Below are 19906 nucleotides of genomic sequence, written 5' to 3'. Positions count from 1 at the left end.
CTCAATAATTCGTTAACGCTTTTCGGTCAAAGCGACAATGGCTTGTGCGACAACTCGGTCCGCATTCAATTTTGCAGCGCCACGCGCTTGCTCTGCCATTGTAAGTAAAGCATGTCGATCCAATTGTTGGATCTGCTGAGTCAGTGACTCAACGGTTAAATCTGGTTGTTCAATCATTTTCGCTGCACCGCAATCCACTAAGTGGTCTGCATTTAATGCTTGCTGACGGTCTTTATGCATAAACGGAACGAAGATAGCACCCACACCAGCAGCAGACACTTCAGATACCGTTAGCGCGCCTGAGCGACAAACCAGTAAGTCTGCCCACGCATAAGCTTGCGCCACATCATCGATAAACTCTGTTACCTCTGCATTCACCACGCCATTGGCTTGGTATGCTGCGTTGACTTCTTCCGCTGCGCCTTTGCCCGCTTGATGGCGAATAATGTAATCTTGACCCAATTTCGCCATCACTTCTGGCAGAGTTTGGTTAAGAATGCGTGCGCCTTGGCTGCCACCCATAACCAGAATGCGAATTGGACCTTGGCGTTCTTGCATGCGTTCGGTTGGCGCGACCAATTGAGTCACGTCTTCACGAACTGGGTTACCAACCACTTCGGCATTTGGAAAAGCGCCCGGGAAAGCTTGAAAAACCTTCTTAGCGATTTTTGATAACCATTGGTTCGTTAAACCTGCTACTGCATTTTGCTCGTGCAATACGACAGGGATTCCGCTCACCCAAGCCGCAATACCACCGGGACCACTGACATAGCCGCCCATGCCCAGCACAGCATCGGGTTGCCAGCGCTTCATATGAGTGCGAGCTTGCATGATGGCATTAATAATCTGAAATGGTGCTGCAAGAAGACGCTTAACGCCTTGACCTCGTAGACCTTTTACTTTGATAAAGTCGATTTCGATACCGTGTTTTGGCACCAAATCAGCTTCCATTCTATCCGCGGTACCCAACCAGCGAATTTCCCAACCTTGCTCTTGTAGCTGCTTAGCTACCGCTAGACCAGGGAATACGTGACCGCCAGTACCACCAGCCATCACCATCAAACGTTTATTTTTCTTCATCGACTTGTTGTTCTGATTCTTTCTTGCCGTGCTTTAAGCGGCATTCATGATCGATACGCAGCAAGATAGACACCGCCACGGACATAATAATAAGACTCGAACCACCATAACTGATCAGTGGAAGAGTAAGACCTTTGGTTGGAACGATACCGGCAGCAGCGCCGACGTTAACCAACGTCTGGAAGGCAAACCAAATACCAATACCAAATGCGAGGTAACCACCAAACATTTCGCCTTCTTCGAACGCTCGTTTGCCAATGTAAACCGCTTTAAGCACCAAGCTGAAAATCAGCATTAGCACTAACACGACACCAACAAAACCCAGCTCTTCAGCCAGTACCGCAAACACGAAGTCAGTGTGCGCTTCAGGTAGGTATTCAAGTTTTTGGATTGAGTTACCAAGACCTTGACCAAACCACTCACCGCGACCAAATGCCATTAAAGATTGCGTTAGCTGATAACCACTACCGAATGGGTCTTCCCAAGGGTCTAAGAACGAAGTGACACGACGAATACGGTATGGCTCGACCAAAATCAAGCCAACAACAGCCGCAATACCGGCAATCATTAGAGCCAAGAATTGTGTCAGCTTCGCCCCTGCAATGAACAACATGCCAAACAAGGTCACCAACATTACAACCACAGTACCTAAATCGGGCTGCCCCAGGAGCAATACTGCGAAGAAAGCAAATACCATGATTGGCTTCATAAATCCGCCAAAGAAAGTCTGACGGACCTCGTCTTGCTTACGTACTAAATAACCAGACATGAAGACAAATAGCGAGAGTTTGGCGACTTCGGCAGGCTGCAAGTTAAACAGACCGAGAGGTATCCAACGCGATGCACCGTTCACCGACTTACCCGCGAGCAGTACAACAATCAGTAACCCAAAAGAGAGCCAAAGAAGATAATGACTTCTCTTAAACCACTGCTCTAATGGCACTTGCAGAATTACGGAAGAGACACCTATCGCGAGTACAAGAAAGGTTGCATGACGGAACATGAAATGAAATGGCTGATCCGTCAAACGAGAGCTGATTGGAAATGATGCTGATGTCACCATCACCAAACCCGTTAACATCAAACCCAACGCAATCCATACAAGCTGACGATCAAAAAGCGCCTCAGGTGCAGGATGCTTAAGCCAAGTACCAATGCTGCGTTTAACGTTACCTAAACCCACGAAGTGTGTGACCTTTAATTATGCGTATTTCTCGGCAAGAGCTGCGAATGCGTCACCTCTTGCCATAAAGTTGTCGAATTGATCAAAGCTAGCACATGCCGGAGACAGCATCACCATATCACCCGTTTTTAACTGCGAAGATATCTGTTGAATCACATCTTCCATGGTGTCGAAACGAGTTGCTGATTCGTGCAGTGGCATAAATTCATCGCCATCAGCGCCAAAACAGCAAAGTTGCAGGTTCAGTGTCGCGAAGATCGGTTTTAGTGGAGTGAAATCCGCACCTTTACCAACACCACCAACGAGCAAGTACAGTTTGCCCGTCGACTCTAAACCAGAAAGCGCTGCCATAGTGCTCGCAATATTGGTCGCTTTTGAGTCATTCACCCATTTTACGCCACGATTATCCGCAACCACTTGGCATCGATGTGTCAAACCCGTGTAAGTTTTAAGTGCATTCAATGATTTGTGATAATCCACACCTGCCGCTTTAAGCAGTGCAAGTACGACTAGAGCATTGGCTAAATTGTGCTTACCAACCAGCTTTAGCTCATCACTAGCAATGACACGCTGACCATGATCGAGCAACCAAGTACGATTGCCATCCAATTCAAGACCGTAAGCTTGCTCATCGCTCCCGAATGTCACTAACGGCATATCAATATCGGGGAAGGTCTCTTGGTCATCTCGATTTACAACTGCCAGTTCTGCATGGTTGAAAATACGCAATTTAGCTTGTCGATAATCCGCCATGCCGTCATAACGATCCATGTGGTCTTCAGAAAGGTTTAGAAACGCAGCGGCTTTGAGTTTTAAGCTCGACGTAGTTTCTAATTGGAAGCTGGACAATTCAAGGACATACAAATCTGCATCTTGCTCTAGCAAATCAAGAGCAGGAACACCGATATTGCCACCGACACCTACTGTTAGACCTGCGGCTTTCGCCATGACACCAGTTAAGTCCGTTACTGTGCTTTTACCGTTAGAGCCAGTAATCGCAATAACAGGTTTATCGGCAGCCCAAGCGAAGAGTTCAATATCGCCAACAACTGGCGTCCCTTTCGCAAGAATGACTTGAATTTCTGGTGTCGCCAAAGCAATGCCGGGATTAGTCACAACTAAGTCAGCTTCTGCAAGCCACTCAGTATTCCACCCGCCACTGTGCAATTCGACTTGCTCAGGCAAGCGTTCAGCCCCAGGAGGGTTAGTACGCGTATCAATGACTTTGACCACTAGTTGCGGTTGTGTTTTTGTTAGGTGTTTAACGACAGAGAGCCCGGTAATACCGAGCCCTACAACAACAACCTTATGTATGTTTTGCCAACGTTCCATATTTGCTCACGCAATTTGTCTTATTCTTGGAAAGTGCGATTAACGCACTTTCAGTGTCGCTAGACCAATCAGAACAAGAACCATAGAAATAATCCAGAAACGCACGATTACGCGAGGTTCTGGCCAACCTTTCAATTCGTAGTGATGGTGAATCGGTGCCATACGGAAAATACGTTGACCACGTAGCTTGTACGAACCTACCTGTAGGATTACCGACAGTGTTTCCATTACAAACACACCACCCATGATCACCAATACCAACTCTTGACGAACAAGTACTGCGATCGTACCAAGCGCACCACCAAGAGCAAGTGAGCCAACATCACCCATAAACACTTGCGCTGGGTATGTGTTAAACCACAAGAAACCAAGACCCGCACCAACAATTGCCGTACATACAACTACCAACTCAGATGCGTGTGGTAGATATGGAATGTGAAGGTATTCTGAGAAGTTAACGTTACCCGTCGCCCACGCAATCACGGCAAAGCCGGCTGCAACTAAAACGGTCGGCATAATTGCCAAGCCATCCAGACCATCGGTTAGGTTTACCGCATTACTGGTACCCACAATCACAAAGTAAGTGAGGATAATGTACATGAAACCAAGTTGCGGCATGATGTCTTTGAAGAACGGCACAACAAGTTGAGTAGCGGCTGTGTCTTTGCCATAAGCGTACAACGCAAACGCCACAACAAATGCAATCAACGACTGCCAGAAGTACTTCCAACGAGCAATCAAACCATCGGTGTTCTTACGAACGACCTTACGATAATCGTCGACAAAGCCAATCGCACCATAACCTAACAACACGGTTAGTACTGCCCATACGTAAGGGTTTGATAAGTCAGTCCACAAAAGAATGGTGATAGAAATAGCTGCCAAAATCATGATACCGCCCATCGTTGGGGTACCACGCTTGCTAAAGTGGGATTCTGGACCTTCGTTACGAACAACCTGACCAATTTGTAGCATCTGTAGACGCTTGATCATGATAGGTCCCATCCATAGGGATAAACCTAAAGCGGTTAATACGCTGAGGATTGCTCGAAAAGAGAGGTATTCAAACAATCGGAAAAAAGATAGGTATGGCTGTAGCAGCTCGGCAAGCCAAATAATCATTAATAATACTCCTTCAAAGCAGCAGCGACTTCAAACATACGTGCACCGTTCGCCCCTTTCACCAACATCGTGTGATGCTCAGGAGCCGCTTGGTCTAGATGCTGCTTGATGTAGTCAATCATCTCTTGATGTGTCTCAAAATGGATGCCGTCGCAGAGTTCGCTAATAACCCTTGCATCTGCACCATACGTGAGAACATGTTCAAATTTTTGTGGGGCAGCATGTTCCCCGACTTGACGATGAAGTGCAAGACTTTCCTCACCCAACTCCGCCATATTGCCTAAAATCAACCAACGTTGTCCTTGAAATGCCGCTAGCAAATCAACAGCAGCCTTCATTGCGGGAACACTTGCGTTGTAGCTGTCGTCAATCAGTTTGATCTTGTCGCTCAGCTCTTCCACTTCGACACGACCTTTAACTTTATTAAGATGCTTAAGACCAGCTCGAACCTCTTCTAAGGTCGCTCCCATTTGCAGTGCAATGATAGAAGCGGCAATTGCGTTAGACACGTTGTGTTGACCAATAATACCCAGAGACAGTTCAATTTCTTGTGAACCTGCGGCGATATGTAAGTCAAAGCTTGCTTCACCTGCGGCGTTCATCACGATATTTGTCGCATAAAAGTCAGCGTTTGTGTTGCTTTGTGAGAAAGTAATCACCTTCTTATCAGCGAGAACCCCCTCCCACTTAGCTTCACCATGACTGTCTAAGTTCACAATCGCAACGCCACCAGCGGAAAGCCCTTGGTAGATCTCTCCTTTTGCTTGCTTCACTCCATCAATCGAACCAAAGCCTTCAAGGTGTGCTGCAGCTACGTTGTTAACAAGGGCCATATCGGGTTTAACTAATTGAGTAGTATAAGCAATCTCACCAATGTGGTTTGCTCCAAGCTCAATCACAGCGTAGTCATCGTTTTTTTGCGAACGTAATAGTGTCAGCGGAACGCCGATGTCATTATTAAAGTTACCCGCAGTAAATAACACCTGACCTTTCAATTGTAAGATGCTTGCGACCATCTCTTTTACTGTGGTTTTTCCACAACTTCCGGTGATCGCAACCGTTGGTGTTTGACATGATTGGTGAACCCACGCAGCAACTTCGCCCAATGCTATCTTACTATCAGCAACAACAACTTGAGGCACATTCACATTAAGTGTTTTTTGCACCAATAGTGCCCCAGCACCAGACTCTACGGCTTGTTCACAGAAATCATGAGCATCAAAACGCTCACCGACTAAAGCAACAAATAGTGCCCCTAGGTCGATTGTGCGAGTATCAGTAGAAACAGATTCGATGGCAACGTCATTGCCAACCAATTCACCACCTGTGATTTCAGCAATTTGAGAAAGCGTTACGGTGATCATGATCAAAGCCCCAATAATGTCATGGCTGACTCGCGGTCAGAGTAGTGAATGGTTCCAGAATTTAGAACTTGATAGTCTTCATGACCTTTACCAGCCAGAAGAATAATGTCTTGAGAAGAGGCATTTTCAAGTGCATAAGACAGTGCTTTGAAGCGGTCGTGTTGCACAATAGCATCAGCTGGCTTAGTTAACCCTGCCAGCATATCTTTCATGATAAGAGCCGGATCTTCACTGCGTGGATTGTCGTCCGTCAGAACCACTTTATCACCCAAACGCTCAGCAATTTCCGCCATCATTGGGCGTTTTCCAGCATCACGATCGCCCCCACAACCGAAGATAGCCCAAAGATTACCTTGGCAATGAACACGAAGCGCTTGCAGCGCTTTTTCCAAAGCATCAGGTGTATGAGCATAATCCACAACCACTTTCGCGCACTCTTCCGCTTGAAACAGTTCCATTCGACCAAGTACAGGCTGCAACTGTGCAGCCGTTGCAAGCAAGCTCTGTTTATCGAAACCTAGGCTAAGCAACGTTGTAAATGCCAACATTAGGTTCGCTGCATTAAATTCTCCGATCAGCGGAGCATGTAATGTGCCCTCACCAAACTTGCCGCTAAACTCAATCGTAATGCCTGATTCTGCATAAGCAATATGATTAGCAAACACTGTATGCGCAAAATCTGTCGTTGGTTTGAGTGATACGGCTAGAGCATTAGGAAGCTGTTTCGCCCAAGTTGCACCGACTACATCGTCTACATTGATGATTGCGTGTTCGCATTGATGGGCTGTAAATAGGGTAAGTTTAGCTTTAGCGTACTCTTCCATAGTGCCGTGGTAGTCTAGATGATCTCGGCTTAGGTTAGTAAATACGCCCGCAGCGAAAGACAGAGCCTTAACACGACCTTGAATCAGACCGTGGGAAGAAACCTCAAGCGCAGTGTATTGCGCTTTTTGCTCAGCGAGGGAAGCAAGTGTCTTTTGGATTTCAACGGCGTTGCCCGTTGTATTTGCAGCTTCTTGCAGGTTATCAAGGAAACCATTACCCGTTGTACCCATAACCGCTGCTTTTGCACCGACTAAATCAATCCACTGAGCAATCAGTTGAGTGATAGTGGTTTTTCCGTTCGTACCTGTGACACCAATCAGCTCCATATTTGGATAGTGGTACAACTGACCCGCAATTTGAGATAAGCATTTGTCTAATGCATCAAGATAAACAACTGGTACGTCGTTAATGATCTCAATCGAGCCATGCGCTTTTACATCACAGGCTTGAGCGATAACCGCGTTCGCTCCTTGTTCAATTGCTGTTGGGATAAACTGACGTCCATCGACAACATGACCGATAATGGCAACAAACGTGGTACCAGATTGAACTCTTCGGCTATCGAGTTCCAATTCAGAGACAAGGATAGAGGACAAGCTAGGGCAATCTACCCAAGCGGAAAGCAGCGTGTCCATACTGATGGCTTTAGTCATATATGTTCTCCGAGCATGCGCTCAGCTTTCTTCATTTTGTTTCTTAGCAGACTTACAAGCCTACTGTTGGAATTTATTTTCGTCAGGGGCAACATTCAAGATTTGCAGCGCACCTTTCATGATTTCGGAAAAGACAGGAGATGCTACTGAACCACCGTAGTAATCATCACCTTGTGGCTCATTCACAATCACTACCAACGCAATTCGCGGGTCGCTCACAGGCGCAAGACCAGCGGTATATGTAATGTATTCATCACTATAGCCACCTGCTGTCGCTTTACGTGACGTACCGGTTTTTGCCCCGACTCGGTAACCTGGAACAGCCGCTCTTCGAGCTGAACCACCTTTTTGTGTTACCGTCTCTAGCATATCTAACACTTGACGAGCATGCTCTTTGCTCACCACTTGGCGTGACATATCGTTATCGTTACTTTCGATAATATGAATCGGTTCGTATTTTCCTAAGTTGCCTAGCGTCGCGTACGCATGAGCAAGCTGAATTGGCGTGATGGATAAGCCGTAACCAAAAGAAATTGTTGCTCGCTCAATAGGAGACCAACGAGAGCGGCTTGGGAAAATACCGGTCACCTCACCAACCAAGTTCAAGCCGGACAATTCGCCCAAACCAACAGAGCTATACAAACCCAATAACGCTTCCACTGGCATTCGCATCGCAAGCTTGGTCACACCGATGTTACTCGATTTTTTCAAAATCTTGGTCAGGCTTGCTTTACCTACTTTGGACACGTCACGAACACGGCTACCCCCGAGTTGAAGAATGCCATTTCCGGTATCGACGATCGTATCTTTGTCCGCCACACCATTTTCTAAAGCGGCTAAGATCACGAATGGCTTAATCGTCGAACCAGGCTCCATTGAGTCGGTAATAACTCGGTTACGCATCTTGTAGCTTTGCCAGTCGCTGCGGTTATTTGGGTTATAAGATGGCGCATTCACCATCGCTAACACAGCACCTGTTTTTACATCAAGCATTACTGCAGAGCCGGAAGTTGCACGGTGATCGGCTACAGCTTGCTTAATTGCGCGATACGCGATGGCTTGCAGTCTTTGGTCAATGGTCAGTTGCAGCGGCTTACCTTCTTGCTTCTCTTCCAAAGCAATGTTCTCGACGACACGACCATAACGGTCTTTACGAATGGTTTTCTTACCCGCAGCGCCAGTCAGCCATTCATCGTAGCTACGTTCAACACCTTCTAAACCATGTCCATCAATGCCTGTTACACCGACTAAGTGGGCACTAACTTCACCTGCGGGATAGTAACGACGAGATTCGGATTTCAACCCCACTCCCGGCAGCTTTAACTCTCGAATGTAGTTCGCCATCGCTGGACTTACTTGACGTTGAAGGTAAATAAAACGGCGGGATTCGTTCTTCTTAATTTTGTTAATCAGACCTTGGCGATCTAAGCCAAGCACGTCTGCAAGTGCGTACCAACTCTTAGTTTGCTGCAGTGCGCCTTCTTTAAAGATGGTTTTCGGGTCTGCCCAAACGGCTTCTACCGGTACGCTCACTGCCAGCGGTTCACCGTTACGGTCAGAGATGATCCCACGCGCGGAAGGAATGGCTTTTACACGGATAGAACGAAGATCACCTTGCTTGATAAGGTTGTCTGGCTCGATGATTTGAATGTAAGCCACGCGCCCAACGAGAAGAGCGAAGGCACAGAAGACAAAAAACAGCAGCAAGTGAAAACGCCAGCGAATCAAAAATGACTCTGGTTCTGCCGTTACTTCTGTTTCTTTTGTTTCTTTGGTGGGTTGCGGTTTTGCTGCAGAAACTTTCTTTTCTTTTGCAGCAGACTTGCGCGTATTTCCTTGTTTAGATTTGGCTTTCTTTCCAATCATTTTAGCGTGATAACCACTTCTTTATCGCCATCTGGTCGTTTCATTTCAAGATCCTTCTTTGCCAAGTCTTGAACGCGACTGTGTTCTGCGAGAGCTGTTTCTTCCAACATTAGGTTGCGCCATTCGCTGTCCAATCGCTCCCGCTCAACCAATGTATGATCTTTTTCAGTGATCGCTTGACGCGCATGGTGGGTTGCAAACACCACTCCCATTGCGGTTGCGAAGATCAAAATCATCAACAACAACGACCAGCGACCGACGGTAATCAAATCCGTCGCTATCAACTTAGCAAGGTTAGGAGTGGTTTTCGTCATAATAATTAAAGCTTTTCTGCAATTCTTAGCACTGAGCTTCGAGAACGCGGGTTCATGTCAATTTCTTGCTTAGTTGGTTTGATAGCTTTACCAACAGGCTTCATGTTTGCACTACCCAGAGCACGAATCTGCTCTTCTGTCATTGGGATGCCGTGTGGCACTTCTGGACCTTTACTCTCTTTACGAATAAAGCGTTTTACCATACGGTCCTCTAAAGAGTGGAAACTGATCACTGATAAGCGCCCCTCTGGAGCCAAGATGCTCGCAGCGCCTTTTAGTGCTGTATCAATTTCTTCTAATTCACTGTTGATGTAAATACGAAACGCCTGAAAAGCACGAGTCGCTGGGTGTTTTTTCTCTTTGAAACTCTTTGGAGCGGCATCCGAGATCAATTTAGCTAATTGACCAGTACGAACCATAGGCTCGTTTTCTTCATCTTCGCGGTATGCCACGATCGCTTTCGCTATGCGACGTGCGTGTTTGTCTTCACCGAACTCGCGAATGACCCAAGTAATGTCATCCAAATCCGCTTCCATCAACCATTGAGAAACAGGGATACCTGATGTTGGGTCCATACGCATATCTAGTGGACCATCTTTCATAAAGCTAAAGCCACGCTCAGCATCATCTAACTGTGGAGAAGACACGCCAAGATCAAGCAGGACACCGTCAACTTTACCAACTAAACCGTATTCTTCTGCGTACTTCGCCATACCAGAAAATGGACCATGAATGATGGTAAAACGAGGGTCGTCGATTTTGCTCGCTTCTGCGATAGCCTGTGGATCACGGTCGATACTGTATAGACGACCATTCTCCCCGAGCTTCGACAAGATAGTTCGGCTGTGACCGCCACGGCCAAATGTTCCATCGATATAGATACCATCGGGTTTGATAGCCAAGCCATCAATGGATTCATTTAATAACACTGAGATATGTTGAAATGTTTCGGTCATAGCTTTCTCGTTGAATGATCTTGAAGCGATTCTTTAGTGTACTGATTTCCCACATCATCGCCACCTCAAGTCTAAAGTTAGACGTGATTCAGCGCCAAGTTTATTGGTAATGACATAGTTTGCGTCAATAAAATGCAAAAAACCCATCACTACCGAAGTAGGGATGGGTCTCGAATAGGTGGAGCCGACACATAAGCCGGGTTCTGTTCCGCTTGCGCGGCGGTAGCCATTCGTCTAGGCCAGCAATCACTCACTGGCTCGAGCAACCTACCCGCCTCCTTACGCGAGCAACGCAATGTGGAGGCCTATTTGGTCTTGCTTCAGGTGGAGTTTACCCTGCTACGAACTATTACTAGTCGTCCGGTGCGCTCTTACCGCACCCTTTCACCCTTACCTGTGCCCTAAGGCCATCGGCGGTCTTCTCTCTGCTGCACTTGTCGTAGGCTTGCGCCCCCCAGGCGTTACCTGGCACCTTGCTCTATGAAGCCCGGACTTTCCTCCCCTTTGTCAGTCTCCCGAAGGACGTCAACGTCAGTCTCCCAAAGGGACTTCGACGTCAGTCTCCCGAAGGACATCAACAAAGCAGCGACTACCCAGTCAGCTCCGATGGCGGATTGTATAGAGTTATCCCTTCTGAGTCTAGTGAGATCACAGATATGATGAAATGAGGATGTTGATTGCTCAGAAAACAGACAAGAATACTCAAATTGGGGGAACACTGCATTGCCGGATTAGAGAACCGGGAGCGCGATACTCCGAAGATAGAACGTTGTAGGTAAGCTTAGAAAATAAAAAGGAGAACCGAGTTGATGGTTCTCCTTTCAAACAGAAATTCACTTAAGATAAATGTACGTCTTGGGATATATTGATAGCTTAGCGCAGGATTAAGACCGCTATATTCTCGAGTCTCACCTCCAGAAGCGAAGCGTTTCCAAAGTGCCAGCGTTCGTTCTAGAAGCTTTTAACCCAGATTCTCCAAGCCCCACTTGTATAAAGCATTCTTCTTCAAACTGTAGATTTCAGCGGCAAGCGCAGCAGCTTTCTTCAATGGTAACTCTTTAGTCAAGATACCCAATGTACGCGTCGCTTCATCAGGTAGGCTCTCTTCCGTTGAATCTCGGTGACCATGAATCAGTAATACCATCTCGCCACGTTGTTGGTTATCGTCACTCTTCACCCACTCAATCAACTCACCAAGAGGCATTCCTTGAATAGTTTCAAAGGTTTTGGTTAGTTCACGAGCCAATACCACTTCACGTTCTGGACCAAGAACGTCTAACATATCTTGTAGAGAGTCTAAAATACGATGCGGAGATTCGTAGAAGATACAAGTACGTTCAACAGAAGCAATCTCCAAGAACTTGTCTTTACGACCTTTACTTTTCGGTGGTAAGAAGCCTTCGAAACTGAATCGGTCAGATGGTAGACCTGAAGCACTTAACGCAGTGATGACCGCACACGCACCAGGAAGAGGCACAACTCTTACGCCCGCTTGACGACATTTTGTCACCAAATGGTATCCTGGATCGCTTATTAGCGGCGTACCAGCGTCAGAAACCAATGCGATAGACTGACCTGACAGTAGCTTTTCAACTAGAACTTGTGCTTTTTGTTGCTCGTTGTGATCATGCAGCGCAAAAGTTTTGGTTTGGATATTGAAGTGAGACAGTAATTTGCCTGTATGTCGAGTATCCTCAGCGGCAATGATGTCCACATTCGACAGAACTTCGATAGCACGTTGAGTGATATCCGCTAAATTTCCGATTGGAGTCGGTACGATGTATAGAGTTGGCCCCTCATTCGGCAACTTATTTTTATCTGTCATTTGTTTACCATCACTTCAACGATTAATATAGAGACAATTTTGTACAAAATTATAGAGAACTCACGGCAATGATGAACCATAAGAGACTCAGTGTACCACGCTTACTCACTCCTGTTGCACTGGCAATTACGCTCGCCGCCTGTTCTTCAGGTCCGCGACAACCAGATAGCGTAGATATTACACTTGAGCCGACACAGTCTGTTCAGAACTACATGATTCAAGCTGATAGCACCGAAGGTAGCCTACAAAACGACTGGTTGATCATGGCAACCAAAGCGGCAATCCAAGCAAATGAGTTAGACCAAGCTGAGCTGTTAATCAAACGTCTTTCTCGTCAGCAACTGAGCGAAGTTCAACAGGCTGAGTGGCAATTGGCTCGTGCGACCTTACAGCAAAAGCAAGGTAAATACTCACAATTGCTGCAAGGGCTGAACTTTAAACCTTGGTGGAAACTGCCAAGCGAACAGTGGAAAGACTACTACGAGTTGCGCGCGGACGCTTACCAAAGCTTAAACCAACCGTTTGAAGCAAACCGCCAATTGGTAGCCGAAGGTCAATACGCGTCATCAGCAGAGCAACGTGAGATCTCTAGCCGTATTTGGATGAACTTCGGCAGTTACTCTGAAAATGAACTGACGGCATTACAAACTGAACCAAGCGAAGACGTGCTAGATGGTTGGCTACAATTAGCGATCTATGCAAAAACGTTATCGAGCAATATTCCTCAGCTTAAAAACACGCTTGAGCACTGGTTAAGTGAAAACCCTTCACATCCAGCAGCGGTTTATACTCCTGCAGAAATTCAAAACATCCTCTCGTTAGAGATTGTGAAACCAAACAACACAGCGCTTCTGTTACCGCTAACGGGTAAATTTGCTCCGCAAGCACAACTGATCCGCGATGGTTTCATCTTTGCGATGATGAACGACCAAGCACGAGATCCAAGTGCGACGCTGACGGTGATTGATACACACGCTTACAGCGCTGATCAAATCAAACAGCGCTTAATCAATGAGAACATCGATTTTGTCGTTGGTCCTCTACAAAAAGAAAACGTAGAGAAGCTACAAGCGACATTAGACGGTTCCGAAACAGGCGTGAAAATTCCAACATTGGCACTTAACATTCCGGAAGAAGTGCAAGCTGGCACAGACATGTGTTACCTAGCACTTTCTCCAGAGCAAGAAGTTGCACAGGCAGCCAAGTACCTATTCAGCCAAGGCTACCAATTCCCAATGATCTTAGCGCCAAACGGAGCTTATGGTCAGCGTGTTGTTGAAGCGTTTAATGAAGAGTGGAGCAAATACAGCTCAAACAAAGTTGCGACTAGTTACTTTGGTGATAAACGCCAACTGCAAAAGAACATTAATGGTGTATTTGGCTTACAAGAGAGTCAGCAACGCATCGCACAAATGCAGTCTCTGATGCGCATCTCTTTAGAGAGCCAACCTCGTAGTCGTCGTGATGTGGATGCGGTATATATTGTCGCACGCAGTTCCGAACTGACGTTGATCAAGCCATTTATCGAAGTCGCGATTAACCCTGATGCAAAACCACCTAAGTTGTTCTCTAACTCTCGCAGTAACAGTGGTGGCGCAACTTACGAAGATCTATCAGGCGTGGCGTACAGCGACATTCCGATGTTAATCAATCCAGATCCAACCATCGCGACACAAATGAATGAGCTATGGCCAGATCAATCCAATATGGAAAAACGCTTAGAAGCATTAGGTATGGACGCATACAAACTGCTTGGTGAGTTACCGCAAATGAAGTTACTACCGGGCTACTCAGTTGATGGTCAAACAGGTGTATTAAGTATCAACAACAACTGTGTAGTACAACGTGAGTTAGACTGGGCCGAGCGTGGGGCTCTTTAGTAAGCGACAAATCGGCAATCAATACGAAACCCTGGCGAAGCGATATTTGCAGCGTCAGGGTTTGCGCTTTTTAGATCAAAACTTCCTAACGAAAGTCGGCGAAATTGATTTAATTTTCCAACAAGGTGAAACTATCGTCTTTGTTGAGGTCAAATATCGTAAGAATGATGCTTTTGGCTCTGCAGCAGAAATGGTCACCTACGCAAAAATGCGTAAACTAGTCAAAACGGCTCAAATTTGGCTAAGCCAGCAAAAATGCTCGGCACACAATATCGATTATCGGTTTGATGTTATTGCCATTCACGACAGTGGTCGAGACATCAACTGGATACAAAATGCAATCTCTGAAGGATAAACGATGCTAGACAGCATTAAAGACAGTTTTACAGAAAGTATTCAAATTCAAATCGCTGCAGCAGAAGCACTACCAGATGCAATTACTCACGCTGCTCAGGCAATGGTTTCAAGCTTACTCAACGGCAATAAAATCCTATGCTGTGGCAACGGGGGCAGTGCGTCGAATTCACAACAATTTGTCTCTTGTCTTTTGAACCGATTCGAAACAGAGCGCCCTAGCCTACCAGCAATGACGTTGACGGCGGATAACACAACGCTCACTGCCGTTGCCAATGACTACCACTACCAAGAGATCTTCTCCAAGCAAGTACGCGCTTTTGGTCAGCCGGGCGACATCTTGCTCGCAATCTCTACCAGTGGTAACAGCAAAAACATCATCAAAGCAATGGAAGCCGCGGTAACTCGCGATATGACGATCATTGCTCTTACTGGTAAAGATGGCGGTGAAATGGCTGGCTTGCTTGGTGAAAATGATGTGGAAATTCGCATTCCATCACATCGGACAGCACGCATCCATGAAGTACATATGGTGACCCTTCATTGCTTGTGTGACCTTATCGACCAAGTTCTTTTCCCTGCTCACGAAGAATAATTGAAATTGAGAGTTTAGAAATATGATACGTAGTCTTGTCATTTTATTTGCAGCACTCAGCATGAGTGGCTGTGCGGGTTTGTTTATTGCAGGGGCAGCAACTACTGCCAATATCGTTACAGATACACGTACAACCAAAGAAATTTGGCAAGACAACAACATCGAATTTGAAGTTGCAGCGATTGGCAATAAAGCACCATTCAAAGGAAAAGCTCGCGTCGTTGCGAGTTCATACAATGGGACCGTTGTATTAATGGGACAAGCCCCAACTCGCGAACTGATTAATGAGTTTGAACGTCGAGCTCGCGCTGTGAGTGGTGTGAAAAATATCCATAACCAGATCAAACAAAAAGAACCATTGAGCGTAACTCAAATCAGCAACGATAGCTGGATCACCACCAAGGTTAAATCAGCATTACTGACTGATAGCGAGCTAAATGGCATCAAAGTAAAAGTGATTACTGAAGATAGCGATGTATTCTTGTTTGGTTACGTCACGCCACAACAAAGCGATCGAGCAACAGAGATTGCACGTAATATCTCAGGCGTAAAACAAGTGATTAAAGGCTTCCAATATGGTGATGAAAAGCCATTAAAAGTGGAAGAACCAGAAACAACACAGCCTGAAGCAACAGTCACTGAATTAGGCTCTCAAGTGAACTAGCTAGACAGTTGTTTAATACAACTTAGCAGATAATAAAAAAGCAGCGTGGGCACGCTGCTTTTTTTATTTGATAACTCGTAAGCTTGGCCTGCCTTTCGGACGAGGTGCTTCTTCCTCTTCAGACTCCGAGTCCATGACTTCTGAATCATCACTCACGGTAGTAAAAGTTGGTGACTGTTCTTCTTCAACAATCCCTTCTTCTTCGATATGAGTGTACGCTTCTTCAGGTTCAAACATGGTGCCAGCACCATTCTCTCGAGCGTAAATCGCTTGTACCGCATAAACCGGTACGATCACTGAATGAGGTCGACCACTAAAACGAGCATGGAAGGTAATCGCATCATTACCCAACTCAAGTTGACCAACAGCACGTGGAGCAATATTCAAGATGATTTGACCATCTTGAATAAACTCAACTGGTACACGCACACCCGGCATCGTTGCATCAACCACCAAGTGAGGAGTTAAGTCGTTGTCTACCAACCAATCGTAAAATGCACGAAGCATATACGGACGGCGAGCAGTCATTTTTGCAATATCCATAACGTGTTATCTAAATCGCTTAGCGAACTAGGCGCATTTCACGTTCAGCTTCAGTTAGAGAAGCAAGGAATGAATCACGCTCAAATACGCGGTTCATGTAAACTTTGATCTCTTTTGAACCAGGACCTACAAGGTCGATACCTAGTTGAGGCAGACGCCACAATAGTGGAGCTAGGTAGCAGTCGATTAGGCTGAACTCTTCGCTCATGAAGTATTCGTATTCAGCGAAGATTGGCGCTAGAGTCAGAAGATCGTTACGTAGTTTAGTACGTGCTTTTTCTGATTCTTCCGCGTTACCCTTAACAACTTTTTCAGCTAATGAGTACCAGTTGCGTTCAATACGGTACATCATCAAACGGCTGTTACCACGAGCAACTGGGTAAACAGGCATTAGAGGTGGATGAGGGAAACGCTCGTCCAAGTACTCCATGATGATTTTTGAATCGTAAAGAGCTAGCTCACGGTCCACAAGAGTTGGTACTGATTTGTATGGGTTCAGTTCCACAAGCTCAGCAGGAAGGTTAGCTTCATCAACAAGCTCAACTTCAACACTTACGCCTTTTTCAGCTAATACGATGCGAACCTGATGGCTATACAAATCTGATGCACTTGAGAAAAGAGTCATCACAGAACGTTTATTGGCAGCTACAGCCATGGAGCCCTCCAGCACACTTACAAATAAAAATAATGGAGGCTAAGCCTCCATTATTCGTCAATTAAAATTGGGAATTAGCACGGTATGATAGCACAATTAATGCACATCACGCCAATACTCTTTCTTGAGCATCACGACAACAATTGTTAGTAGAACGAGGAAGCCCATCACCCACCAACCAAGCGCATGACGCTCTAGTTGAACTGGGTCGCCTGAGTAAACTAGGAAGTTAACTAGGTCACCAACCGCTTTGTCATATTCGCCAGAGCTTAGCTCACCAGTACCGTCTGTTTCAGTACCTACAACGACCTGAACTTCCTCACCGTCAACCACTTTCGTGCCGTAGACTGGAGTAGGAATGCCTTGAAGCTCTTCAAGCACATGTGGCATACCAACGCTTGGGAATACAATGTTGTTCACACCGAATGGACGTGATGGGTCAACATAGAAAGAGCGCAGGTAAGTGTATAGCCAGTCTGCACCACGAACTCGAGCAACAAGTGTTAGATCCGGTGGCGGAGCACCAAACCAGTCACCCGCTTGCTTCGCAGGCATCGCATTTACCATTAGGTCACCGATTTTCGCTTCAGGATCAAAAATCAGGTTTTCCTTCATTAGGTCAGCAGGAATATCCAAGTCTGTCGCTACTCGCTCGTAACGCTGGTATTGCGTTGAGTGACAAGCAAAACAGTAGTTCATGAATAGCTTCGCGCCGTTTTGTAGCGAAGCTTTATCCGATAGGTCCACGTTCGCCTTGTCTAGCGGTACGTTGGCACCCGCTGCCATCGCGAGAGATGGCAACATAGCAAATAGAATTACAATCCACTTCTTCATTTGAATGTCACCCTCTCTGGTAATGGTTTGGTCGCTTCATTTTTGCTGTAGAAGAACAGCAGGACAAAGAACATGAAGTAACACAAGCTAAAGATCTGAGACAAAAGCGTGTACAGCGGCGTTGCCGGTAGTGCACCCAAAATACCCAGAGCGATAAAGGCGATAGTGAACTGAACAATATTCAATAGGTGAATTTTGCTGCGGTAACGGTAAGAACGAACTTTACAACGATCCAACCAAGGTAGAACAAACAGTACTGCAATTGACGCACCCATTAGGATTACACCCAATAGCTTGTCTGGAACCGCACGTAAGATTGCGTAGAATGGTGTGAAGTACCAAACAGGAGCGATATGCTCAGGTGTCTTCAGTGGGTTTGCAGCTTCAAAGTTAGGTGGCTCAAGGAAGTATCCACCCATTTCTGGGTTGAAGAACAGCACATAACAGAAGAAGAACAAGAAACCAGCCACACCAACTAGGTCCTTAACCGTACCGTATGGATGGAAAGGAATCGAATCGATGATGTCGTATTTCTTCGTGTAGTAATCGTGGAACTTGAACTGTGTTTCGTAATCATCGCCCATTGAGCCTTTTGGTAGCTTAGTCTCGATACCATCCGGGTTGTTAGAGCCAACTTCGTGTAGTGCCAATACGTGCAGAACAACAAGAAGAAGTAGAACGATAGGTAGCGCAATAACGTGTAGTGCGAAGAAACGGTTTAGCGTTGCACCTGAGATGATGTAGTCACCACGGATCCAAAGCGTTAAGTCATCGCCAATAACAGGAATCGCACCAAATAGAGAAATGATTACCTGAGCACCCCAGTATGACATCTGACCCCATGGTAATAGGTAACCCATGAAAGCTTCAGCCATTAGAACCAAGAAGATCAACATACCGAAGATCCAAAGTAGCTCACGAGGTTTTTGGTATGAACCGTAAATCAGACCACGGAACATGTGCAAGTAAACAACAACGAAAAACGCTGACGCGCCAGTTGAGTGCATGTAACGCAGCAACCAGCCGTAATCAACGTCACGCATGATGTATTCGATAGAAGCAAACGCACCATCACCAGAAGGAACGTAGTTCATTGTTAACCAAATACCGGTTAGGATTTGGTTAACCAGTACCAACATTGCCAGAGAACCGAAAAGGTACCAAAAGTTGAAGTTCTTAGGCATTGGGTATTCAGACAAATGCTTTTTATAAGCATTCATCGCGGGAATTCGTTTTTCAACCCAGTCTAGTAGTGCTTGCATTATGCGTCTCCCTCATCAACACCGATCATGAGCTTCGTATCACTCAAGTACATGTGCTTAGGAACCACAAGGTTCAGAGGTGCAGGAACACCTTGGAACACTCGACCAGCCATATCGAATTTAGAACCGTGACATGGACAGAAGAAGCCAGACTTAACGCCTTGAACTTGCTCAGAGAACGTGTCAGGTAGATAGGTCGGTGAACAACCTAAGTGAGTACAGAAGCCAACTGCCACGAAATACTCAGGCTTGATCGAACGATGCGCGTTCTGAGCATAAACTGGCTGTTGCTCCATTTCTGATTGTGGGTCACGAAGCTGTCCGTCGATGTTCTTTAGGTTATCCACCACTTCTTGAGTGCGACGTACAACCCATACAGGCTTACCTTGCCACTCAACACGAACCATCTGACCAGCTTCGATTTTACTGATATCCACTTCCACCGGTGCACCCGCAGCTTTTGCTTTGGCGCTCGGATTCCATGATTTGATAAAAGGCACGGCTACGGCAGCTGCCCCTAATCCACCAACAACTGCCGTTGTAGCGGTTAGAAAACGCCTGCGACCGTTATTTAAAGGCGCGTTGCTCATCCAAACATT

General features: G+C 46.1%; 19 protein-coding genes and 1 other RNA gene. 4 read left to right on the top strand and 16 right to left on the bottom strand.

What is annotated here, in order from left to right; all coding sequences use genetic code 11:
• Nucleotides 1–12: 12 nt before the first annotated feature.
• From murG to rsmI, 11 genes are all read right to left on the bottom strand, one after another.
• The gene (gene murG, locus J4N44_RS02145; RefSeq protein ID WP_005447796.1) at nt 13–1080 is read right to left on the bottom strand and encodes an undecaprenyldiphospho-muramoylpentapeptide beta-N-acetylglucosaminyltransferase; all 1068 of its coding nucleotides are present in this window, start codon (nt 1078–1080) and stop codon (nt 13–15) included.
• Nucleotides 1067–2263, bottom strand: a complete 1197-nt coding sequence (ftsW, locus tag J4N44_RS02140) for a cell division protein FtsW (RefSeq protein WP_017190080.1) — start codon at nt 2261–2263, stop codon at nt 1067–1069. Before ftsW ends, murG begins: the two co-directional genes overlap by 14 nt.
• A gap of 18 nt (nt 2264–2281) precedes the next feature.
• Nucleotides 2282–3595: a UDP-N-acetylmuramoyl-L-alanine--D-glutamate ligase gene (murD, locus tag J4N44_RS02135; protein WP_050925266.1), complete on the bottom strand. Its 1314-nt coding sequence runs from the start codon at nt 3593–3595 to the stop codon at nt 2282–2284.
• A gap of 39 nt (nt 3596–3634) precedes the next feature.
• A complete protein-coding gene (mraY, locus tag J4N44_RS02130; protein ID WP_005447790.1) occupies nt 3635–4717 on the bottom strand; it encodes a phospho-N-acetylmuramoyl-pentapeptide-transferase in 1083 nt (360 codons plus the stop codon).
• On the bottom strand, nt 4717–6081 hold the full coding sequence (locus tag J4N44_RS02125) for a UDP-N-acetylmuramoyl-tripeptide--D-alanyl-D-alanine ligase (RefSeq protein ID WP_005447788.1): 1365 nt from the start codon (nt 6079–6081) through the stop codon (nt 4717–4719). The genes mraY and J4N44_RS02125 overlap by 1 nt, the downstream gene beginning before the upstream one ends.
• Nucleotides 6082–6083: 2 nt before the next feature.
• On the bottom strand, nt 6084–7559 hold the full coding sequence (murE, locus tag J4N44_RS02120; RefSeq protein ID WP_050934694.1) for a UDP-N-acetylmuramoyl-L-alanyl-D-glutamate--2,6-diaminopimelate ligase: 1476 nt from the start codon (nt 7557–7559) through the stop codon (nt 6084–6086).
• Nucleotides 7560–7619: 60 nt separating this feature from the next.
• Nucleotides 7620–9425: a peptidoglycan glycosyltransferase FtsI gene (locus tag J4N44_RS02115; RefSeq protein WP_005447785.1), complete on the bottom strand. Its 1806-nt coding sequence runs from the start codon at nt 9423–9425 to the stop codon at nt 7620–7622.
• Nucleotides 9422–9739, bottom strand: coding sequence for a cell division protein FtsL (gene ftsL / locus J4N44_RS02110; protein ID WP_005428577.1), 318 nt, complete (start codon nt 9737–9739; stop codon nt 9422–9424). The genes J4N44_RS02115 and ftsL overlap by 4 nt, the downstream gene beginning before the upstream one ends.
• Nucleotides 9740–9744: 5 nt before the next feature.
• A complete protein-coding gene (gene rsmH, locus J4N44_RS02105) occupies nt 9745–10695 on the bottom strand; it encodes a 16S rRNA (cytosine(1402)-N(4))-methyltransferase RsmH (RefSeq protein ID WP_005447784.1) in 951 nt (316 codons plus the stop codon).
• A gap of 176 nt (nt 10696–10871) precedes the next feature.
• Nucleotides 10872–11300: RNase P RNA component class A (rnpB, locus tag J4N44_RS02100), an RNA gene on the bottom strand.
• A 356-nt stretch (nt 11301–11656) separates the two neighbouring features.
• Nucleotides 11657–12520, bottom strand: a complete 864-nt coding sequence (gene rsmI / locus J4N44_RS02095; protein WP_005447783.1) for a 16S rRNA (cytidine(1402)-2'-O)-methyltransferase — start codon at nt 12518–12520, stop codon at nt 11657–11659.
• A 68-nt stretch (nt 12521–12588) separates the two neighbouring features.
• Here rsmI and J4N44_RS02090 point away from each other — a divergent pair, with 68 nt between their 5' ends.
• Genes J4N44_RS02090 through J4N44_RS02075 form a run of 4 tightly spaced genes read left to right on the top strand, consistent with a single transcriptional unit; the run spans nt 12589 to nt 16013 of the window.
• Nucleotides 12589–14400, top strand: a complete 1812-nt coding sequence (locus tag J4N44_RS02090) for a penicillin-binding protein activator (protein WP_009697603.1) — start codon at nt 12589–12591, stop codon at nt 14398–14400.
• Entirely contained in the window at nt 14387–14755 is a 369-nt protein-coding gene (locus tag J4N44_RS02085) for a YraN family protein (protein WP_029788788.1), read from the top strand. The genes J4N44_RS02090 and J4N44_RS02085 overlap by 14 nt, the downstream gene beginning before the upstream one ends.
• A gap of 3 nt (nt 14756–14758) precedes the next feature.
• Nucleotides 14759–15349 carry a phosphoheptose isomerase gene (locus J4N44_RS02080; RefSeq protein WP_005447772.1) on the top strand — a complete coding sequence of 197 codons (591 nt, stop codon included), beginning with the start codon at nt 14759–14761 and terminating at the stop codon, nt 15347–15349.
• 22 nt (nt 15350–15371) lie between these two features.
• Nucleotides 15372–16013 carry a BON domain-containing protein gene (locus J4N44_RS02075; RefSeq protein ID WP_005447770.1) on the top strand — a complete coding sequence of 214 codons (642 nt, stop codon included), beginning with the start codon at nt 15372–15374 and terminating at the stop codon, nt 16011–16013.
• 63 nt (nt 16014–16076) lie between these two features.
• On the opposite strand, the gene sspB is transcribed toward J4N44_RS02075, so the two are convergent.
• From sspB to petA, 5 genes are all read right to left on the bottom strand, one after another.
• Nucleotides 16077–16556: a ClpXP protease specificity-enhancing factor gene (gene sspB, locus J4N44_RS02070; protein ID WP_005447768.1), complete on the bottom strand. Its 480-nt coding sequence runs from the start codon at nt 16554–16556 to the stop codon at nt 16077–16079.
• Between the two features lie 19 nt (nt 16557–16575).
• The gene (sspA, locus tag J4N44_RS02065) at nt 16576–17211 is read right to left on the bottom strand and encodes a stringent starvation protein SspA (RefSeq protein WP_005436105.1); all 636 of its coding nucleotides are present in this window, start codon (nt 17209–17211) and stop codon (nt 16576–16578) included.
• Nucleotides 17212–17307: 96 nt separating this feature from the next.
• The gene (locus tag J4N44_RS02060) at nt 17308–18045 is read right to left on the bottom strand and encodes a cytochrome c1 (protein ID WP_005447766.1); all 738 of its coding nucleotides are present in this window, start codon (nt 18043–18045) and stop codon (nt 17308–17310) included.
• Complete coding sequence (locus tag J4N44_RS02055; RefSeq protein WP_005447764.1) at nt 18042–19307, bottom strand: cytochrome b; 1266 nt, start codon at nt 19305–19307, stop codon at nt 18042–18044. Before J4N44_RS02055 ends, J4N44_RS02060 begins: the two co-directional genes overlap by 4 nt.
• The gene (gene petA, locus J4N44_RS02050; protein ID WP_005436095.1) at nt 19307–19897 is read right to left on the bottom strand and encodes a ubiquinol-cytochrome c reductase iron-sulfur subunit; all 591 of its coding nucleotides are present in this window, start codon (nt 19895–19897) and stop codon (nt 19307–19309) included. The genes J4N44_RS02055 and petA overlap by 1 nt, the downstream gene beginning before the upstream one ends.
• Nucleotides 19898–19906 lie beyond the last annotated feature (9 nt).

The sequence above is a fragment of the Vibrio sp. SCSIO 43155 genome (assembly GCF_023716605.1).
GTDB lineage: Bacteria > Pseudomonadota > Gammaproteobacteria > Enterobacterales > Vibrionaceae > Vibrio > Vibrio harveyi.
Note: the sequence above shows the minus strand (reverse complement) of the source record. Positions and strands in the feature narration are given on the sequence as shown.